The 6,497-nt window shown below is 70.1% G+C and carries 4 protein-coding genes; 3 read left to right on the top strand and 1 reads right to left on the bottom strand.

The genetic code is table 11. The annotated features are described in order from the left end of the window. The first annotated feature begins 536 nt into the window (after positions 1 to 536). Positions 537 to 1,670: an IS701 family transposase gene (locus ACFT9I_RS37220; protein ID WP_382571897.1), complete on the top strand. Its 1,134-nt coding sequence runs from the start codon at positions 537 to 539 to the stop codon at positions 1,668 to 1,670. A gap of 190 nt (positions 1,671 to 1,860) precedes the next feature. Here ACFT9I_RS37220 and ACFT9I_RS37215 read toward each other — a convergent pair whose 3' ends face one another. Beyond that, positions 1,861 to 2,391 (bottom strand): MarR family winged helix-turn-helix transcriptional regulator, encoded by a 531-nt coding sequence (locus tag ACFT9I_RS37215; protein WP_382571896.1) that lies wholly within the window; start codon positions 2,389 to 2,391, stop codon positions 1,861 to 1,863. Between the two features lie 109 nt (positions 2,392 to 2,500). Between ACFT9I_RS37215 and ACFT9I_RS37210 the strand changes: the two genes are divergently transcribed. Together ACFT9I_RS37210 and ACFT9I_RS37205 are read left to right on the top strand one after the other, a co-directional pair. Then, on the top strand, positions 2,501 to 4,216 hold the full coding sequence (locus ACFT9I_RS37210) for an MFS transporter (protein WP_382571895.1): 1,716 nt from the start codon (positions 2,501 to 2,503) through the stop codon (positions 4,214 to 4,216). 287 nt (positions 4,217 to 4,503) lie between these two features. Further along, the gene (locus ACFT9I_RS37205; RefSeq protein WP_382571894.1) at positions 4,504 to 6,447 is read left to right on the top strand and encodes a helix-turn-helix domain-containing protein; all 1,944 of its coding nucleotides are present in this window, start codon (positions 4,504 to 4,506) and stop codon (positions 6,445 to 6,447) included. Positions 6,448 to 6,497 lie beyond the last annotated feature (50 nt).

Below are 6,497 nucleotides of genomic sequence, written 5' to 3'. Positions count from 1 at the left end.
AGGCCAGCAGGCCCGCGTGACCGGGCGCCTCGCGTTTGCCCGGTTGCCTGGCGACCGGTGCCCGGCAGCCGGCGCCCGGCCCTGTGCCCGTGCCCGTTCGGACAGTGGTCCGACCACCACCTGCCGACAGGTCGTTGAACGGTGAAGCACAACCTCTGACCAGGGGCAGGGCGCCGCGTACGGCGTCCTGATCGGCCGTCACCGCTGGAGCCGGGGATTCCGGGTGTTGTCGCACCCCCACCCGCGCCCCCCCGCCGGCCCCCGATCGATCTCCGATCCGGTCACTAGAACGGCTGAGCGAAATGGAGGCGGTCCCTCACCACCTGCCCGCCCGATCGGAGGGTGGCCCCTCCACCTTGGCGCACGGATGTCTTGAAGGAACCGTAGGAATCGGAACCGGCGACCCGCCCCCGGGGCGGGTGACCACTTCAAAGCCGACCGAACGGGGAACAGCTGTGCGTACCGTCGAAGAAGACCCAACCACCCCTATCAGCAGGATCCGTCCGCCCACCGGACCGCATGGCTGGAACGAGCGGGTGCTCGAAGAGCTGAGTGCCACCATGTTCGCCTCGTTACGCAGGAGCGACCAGCGCAAGAGGGGTACCGACTACCTCCGCGGACTGCTGGGGGCGGACGGCCGCAGGTCGATACGGAATCTCGCCTCGCTCCTCGGCGGCTCGGCCACCGAGCAGAGCTTGCACCACTTCGTCTGCAACTCCACCTGGGACTGGTCCCCGGTGCGCCGCGCGCTCTCCCACTACCTCGCGGACCAGGCGACCCCCTCGGCCTGGGTGGTACGCCCCATGGTGATCCCGAAGGCCGGCGAGAACTCGGTCGGGGTGGAACGGCAGTACGTCTCCGAGGTGGGCCAGCTGGTCAACGCCCAGCAGGCGTGCGGCGTCTGGGCCGCGACAGAGGAGCTGAGCGCGCCCGTCAACTGGCGCCTGCGCCTGTCGGCCTCCTGGCTCAACGACGACGAGCGCCGCCTCCAGGCGTCGATCCCCGGTGACATCAGCGAGAGCTCCCTGGGCGGATCGGGGATCGAGGCGGCGCTGGAGACGGCGCGGGACTGGGGCCTGCCGCCGCGTCCCGTCGTCCTGGACGCCCGGCACATGGACGCCGCGGCCGCCGTCCGGCGCCTCCGCGTCGCGGGCGTGCCCTTCCTCGTCCGGATCAGCGGGGCCGAGCCGCTGACGTCGGCGGACCTCGCGCTCGGAACGCGCGCGCCGCAGGTCCGTGACGCGGCGCGGTTGATGGCCGCCGCACGCGACCGGATGCGCCCGGTGCCGCTGCGGAAGCCGGGGGCGGAAGGCGGCATCCGGATGGAGCTGGCCGCGCTCACGCCGGTACGGCCCGCCGGCCTCGAACGGCGTCTGCCGGGCATCGGCGAACTGGGCCTGCTGGGCGTCGGGTCGACGCGCCGGCAGTGGCCGATGGAGCTGTGGCTGACCGACATGACGCAGGCGCAGCCGCATGTCCTCGTACGGCTCAGCAGGCTGATGCGCCGGGTCGAGCTGGACTTTCACCAGACCGCGGACCGGCTCGGCATCCGCGACTTCACGGGTCGTTCCTACGGCGGCTGGCACCGGCATGCCACGCTGGCCTCCGCCGCGCACGCGGTGTCGATGCTCAGCGCCGCCGGCCGGGAACCCCTCGCCAGAGCCTGCTAGGGCCTGCCCTCGAGATAGGGCCGTCCGCCCGCACGGCGGGGCCTGCGGCGGCCGGTGCGGTGCATCGCGAGGCGGAGGATCATGCTCGTACCGGGCGTACTCGTATGACTCCGAGAACGCCGCGAGGTGCCGTGCCGGGCGCCGCCACGAGCGCCGGGCGGGCTGTCGGCCCGTCGGGCGCTCGCGGGCGTCAGACCTGCCGCAGGCGCTGGGTGGTGCGCTCGGTGACTTCCTTGCCCGCCGTCAAGTACCGGGTGACCAGGACGAGTTCCTCGGTGGTGAACTGCAGCCCCAGCTCCATGGACTCCTCGATCAGCGGCTTGAAGACGTGCGCGATCGACGTGCTCTTGTCGGTGGGCCGGATGATCACCTTCCGGCGGTCCTTCGCGTCGCGCTCGCGCCGTACGTAACCGCCGGCCTCCAGCCGGTCGATCACACCGGTCACCGCCCCGGTGGTGAGATCGGTGATACGGGCGAGGTCGCCCGGGGTGATCGAGGTGTCGGGCCCGACGCCCTGGAGGTAGGACATGATCCACGCGTCCGTCGGGTGCATTCTCAGCGCCCGCGCCGTGGCCGCGTTGAGGGACAGGAATGCGAGCCCCAGTTCGCGGCCGGCAACCATCACCCGCTGGAGGGCCTCGTCGCGCTCTTGGTGGCCGGTGTGCTTCCCCGCACTCTCGTGGTATCCCTGCGCGTCCTCGGCCGGCACTGGATTTGTCATGCGATCCTCGGCAATCCTATTTCCTTGATATCTTTGATTCCAAGATATATTCTGCGTGAGATGCTTCTTCATTGAGGGTACTAGATCCGGGGAGGGTCGGGAAGCTGCCATGAGTCTGCCTACCGAGAAGTCCGAAGAGCAGAACCGGAGTGAGAACAGCGACGTCGGCCGCGACGCCCCGGATCCGAAACGCTGGTTAGGCCTGGGGGTGATCCTCTTCGCGGCCTTCATGGACCTGCTGGACGTCACCATCGTCAACGTCGCGATCCCCAGCATCCAGCGTGACATCGATGCCAGTTACGCCGCCATCGCCTGGATCACCGCCGGTTACGCCCTCGCCTTCGCCGCTCTGCTGATCACCGGCGGACGACTCGGCGACATCTACGGCCGCAAGCGCATGCTCCTCGTCGGCCTGGCCGGCTTCACCGCCGCCTCGGTGGTCTGCGGCATCGCACCCGAGCCGGGCGTGCTCATCGGGGCGCGCATCGTCCAGGGCGCGGCGGCGGCCCTGATGATCCCGCAGGTCCTGTCGATCGTGCACGTGAGCTTCCCGAAGGAGGAGCGCGGCAAGGTCTTCGGCCTGTACGGGGGTGTCGCCGGACTGGCTGTCGTCCTCGGCCCCGTGATCGGCGGCGTCTTCGTCGACGCCGACTTCTTCGGTCTCGCGTGGCGGCCCATCTTCCTCGTCAACATCCCCATCGGTGTCATCACCTTCATCGCCGCCGTGGCCTGGGTGCGTGAGTCGAAGGCGCCCGACGCCCCGCGGCTGGACATCGTCGGGGTCGTCCTCGCCACGTCCAGCGTGCTGATGCTCGTCTATCCGCTGACCCAGGGCCGCGAACTCGGCTGGCCCGTCTGGTCGTTCGTGATGATGGTCGGCTCGCTGGCCGTCCTCGGTGTGTTCATCGCCTACGAACGGAGGCTGATCGCGCGTGGCGGCCTGCCCCTCATCTCCCTGCGCCTCTTCTCCACCCGCAGCTTCGCGGGCGGTTTCAGCGTCAACCTCCTCTACAGCATCGCGTACGGCACCTTCTTCCTGATGTGGACCCTGTACATGCAGGCGGGCCTCGGCTGGTCGGCGATGCGCGCCGGCCTCACCGGGCTGCCGATGTTCCTCGGCTTCATGGTGACGGCGGGCATGGCGGGCACCACCCTGACGCCGAAGCTCGGCCGCAAGGTGCTCTTCGGCGGCGGCATCGTGCTGATCGCCGGCGCGCTGTCCTTCTTCTTCGTCGGCGACCGGTACGGCGCGGACATCAGCTCCTGGCAGATGGTGGCGCCCCTGTTCGTCTTCGGACTCGGCATGGGCGGCGTGGTGGCTCCCGTCGTGGACTTCTCGCTCAACGATGTACCGCACAAGGACGCGGGATCCGCGTCGGGCGTGCTCAACACCTCCGGGCAACTCGGCACGGCGATCGGTATCGCGCTGGTCGCCGTCGTCTTCCTCGGCGCCATCCCCGGGCAGTCCGGCCGCGGCATCGACACCGTGGAGGCGAAGGTCCGTCAGGAACTGACGGCGGTGGGCGTCCAGGACGTGCCGGCGCAGGACCGCGTGCTGGCCGGATACCGCGCCTGCACCGAGGACCGGCTGGGGGAGTCCGATCCGAACGATGTCCCCGAGAGCTGCCGGAAGGCACCCGCCGGAGTCCCCGCGGAGAGCGCGGGACCGGTCCAGCAGGTGCTCGCCGACGCCGTCCCCGAGGTGCGCGCGGAGTCGTTCTCCCGGGCCTTCGGCACCGGACTGCTGTATGTGGCCGGTCTTTTCGCCGTCATGACCGCCCTGATGTTCAGTCTGCCGAGAACCGCCAGACCGCAGGAGGTCTGACATGCGGGCTCCCGGCCACCCGGCGGGTGGTCTTCGGGAACAATTGACTTGCGGAGAGATCCACAGACCGGCTTGAGTACAGGATCGGTGTGAAGTCCCCTCTTCCCGTGCGGTCTCGGGTGATCAGGCAGATTCTGGCAGCTCGGGAACGCCGATGAGCTGCTCGCACCGCACCGTTCGAACCTCCGCAAGACATCCCCTGGGCGCGACACCGCCGCCGACGGGTGACAGCACGCGACACTGGCGGCCGGCCGCCGGAACTTCCACCGCGGATCGCACGGAGAGTGATGTCTCAAGACACGGCCACGCTAAGTGGTGTCCTGACTCTGCTGGAGCACCTCATGGCGCGGTCGCCCCGAGGTGCATTCGACGAACTGCTCATACAGGCGCGGCACGACGACAGCGATGACCTCGTCCTCAAGGAACTCGAGCGCGCACAGATTCTCGCCCTGGCCGTCGATCAGCGCATCCGCGACCTGGACCGCCGCAAGAACGAGCTCGCCGTCCTCATCGACACGGTCAGGGACCTGGCCGAGCAGCAGGACCTCGACGCGCTGCTCACAGCCGTCGTACGGCGCTCACGCCTGCTGCTGCACCTCGACATGGCGTGGGTGACGCTCATCGACGAGAACGGGAGCATCCGGGTCGGGGCCGGGGACGGCGCCATCTCCGAGCTGAACGACGCGCCCCACGCGCCGACCTGGAACAGTCCGACCACGATGGGCATGGTCGGCCGCGCACCCGTATGGACGTCCGAGTATCCCAAGAACGACGGCATCGGCTGCCTCTCGCACACGGACTTCGTCGTGAGCCAGGAGGGGCTCCACGCCCTGATCGCCGTCCCGTTGCGGGTCGGCGACCGGACCATCGGCGTCCTCTACGGCGGTGACCGGGTGGTCCGGGCCTTCACCGCCGACGAGGTCGCGATGATGACCTCCGTCGGCGACTACGTGTCCTCCGCCGTCGAACGCGCCCAGGCGCGCGACAAGGACCGGACCCGGCTCGCCGAGACCACGGCGGAGGTCGACCGTCTGCGCCTCAGGGACCGCGCCAGGCAGCAGGCCGCGGCGAGCGGCCAGCGCCTGCTCGACCTGGTGCTGAGCGGCGGCGACGCCCACGCGTTCGCGGCGGCCGCTGCCGCCGAACTGGGCGGCCCCGTCTGGCTGCGCGGTGAGGACGACGGCACCGTCGCCTGTTCCGATCCGCTGTGGGAGGCGGACGAGAAGGAGCTGGCCGAGGTGGCGTTCACCGCCCGTGCCGAGCACCGGATCATCACGATGGACAGCGACGTCACCGTCGCGTCCTTTCGGATCGGCGACGACAGCCTCGGCGCCCTGGTGGTCCGCTGCCCGGACCGTCCCGGCGGCCCTGACCACTGGGTCCTGAGCGAGGTCCTCCGGGTGGCGTCGGTGCTCGGCACGCTCAACCGCGGCGCCGAGTCGGTGGACCGCAAGGTCCGGGACGAGGCGCTCGACGAGTTCATCCACGGGAGACCCGCGACCAAGCGCTGGCAGCGGCAACTCCAGAAGCGGCTGGGGCTCGACCTGAGCCGGCGGCACTCCATGGTCGTCGCGCGGGTGGGGATCGGTGAACACAGACGCCTCGCCACCTGGGCGTCCACTTTCGTATGGATGCGCGGCGGGGCGAAGACCATTCACGACGGGCATCTGGTGATGCTGCTGCCGCACGGTGATCCGCGGGAGGCGGCGCGCGAGGTGATGCAGCGGCTGGGCGAGACCCTGGCCCGGCCTGTGCCGGTGGGCGCGGCCTTCGCCGGAGGAGGCCCCGAGGGGCTGCTGACGTCGTATCAGGAAGCCGTGGGCTGCTTGGACGCGCTGGTCGCCCTCGGCAGACAGGACACCGCGGCGACGATGGACGAACTGGGCTTCGTCGGGATGCTGCTCGGCGGCAACCGCGACATCAGCGCCTTCATCGAGGAGCGCCTCGGCCCGATCATCCGCTACGACGACGAGCGTTCCACCCGGCTGGCCTCCACGCTGGAGGCTTACTTCGCCGCAGGTTCCAGCCCCACCTACGCGGCCGAGACGCTACAGGTGCACCCCAACACCGTCGCGCGGCGGCTGGAGCGCATCTCCCAGCTCCTCGGCTCCCACTGGCAGCAGCCGAACCCGGCTCTGGAGATCCAGCTGGCTCTGCGACTGCGCAAGATCACCGCGTCTCTGGAGGACCGTTCGCCGGCCGGGAACGAGCCTGCCGACGACTGGGGATGAGCCCCGGGGAGCGGCCCGGCCCGGCGACCGCCCGGCCGGGCCGCTCCGTC

Origin of the sequence: Streptomyces sp. NPDC057137 (assembly GCF_042670825.1) — a bacterium.
Classification (GTDB): domain Bacteria; phylum Actinomycetota; class Actinomycetes; order Streptomycetales; family Streptomycetaceae; genus Streptomyces.
The sequence above is the reverse complement of the archived record's forward strand: the minus strand, read 5'-3'. Positions and strand labels throughout refer to the sequence as shown.